The sequence below is a fragment of the Shewanella sp. SM101 genome (genome assembly GCF_025654465.1).
GTDB lineage: Bacteria > Pseudomonadota > Gammaproteobacteria > Enterobacterales > Shewanellaceae > Shewanella > Shewanella oncorhynchi.
Genome location: NZ_JAKKRH010000150.1, coordinates 1 through 567 on the forward strand (window position 1 = coordinate 1; position 567 = coordinate 567).

A 567-nucleotide genomic window follows, 5' to 3' on the forward strand; every position below is an offset into this window, starting at 1 on the left:
GGGTTAAATAGGCGGTGACCCAGCGATTGACACTGGTTCTACTGACCTTAAGCATGCTTGCGATGGCGGTACGAGAATGACCTTCAGTGAAATGGAGTAAGGCAAGATAGCGCATACGTTTGCGTGCACTTTTCTCCGATTTTACTAAGGCTGCGATGTGGGGATGATTCATATTTTGTATGATTAAAAACTGATGACCAATTAGATCACATAATTAATATAATTGGTATAATTGAATAGACACTAGGCTGGATTTAACAAATTGCAGACGTAAAAAAGCCAGCTTATTCAGCTGGCTTGGTTACATCTCAATGAGATAATTAGGCGCTTGGCGATGACCTACTCTCACATGGGGAGACCCCACACTACCATCGGCGCGTTTGCGTTTCACTTCTGAGTTCGGGATGGGATCAGGTGGTTCCACAAGGCTATTGTCACCAAGCAAATTCTGTTTATTACCGTGTCCATCACTGGACCACGTTAATAATAATTCGGAAAGCTGATTTTCTTTGTTTGAGTTCACACTTCATCAAGTGTCGATATTCTGTCTAAGGCTTCTTTGTAAAA

At 42.2% G+C, this 567-nt stretch carries 1 protein-coding gene and 1 rRNA gene; both read right to left on the minus strand.

The features are described from left to right. Window positions 1-172: helix-turn-helix domain-containing protein (locus tag L5M38_RS24415; RefSeq protein WP_263180558.1), on the minus strand; the 172-nt coding region annotated here is incomplete at its 3' end. Between the two features lie 154 nt (window positions 173-326). After that, window positions 327-442: ribosomal RNA gene (rrf, locus tag L5M38_RS24420) — 5S ribosomal RNA — on the minus strand. Window positions 443-567 lie beyond the last annotated feature (125 nt).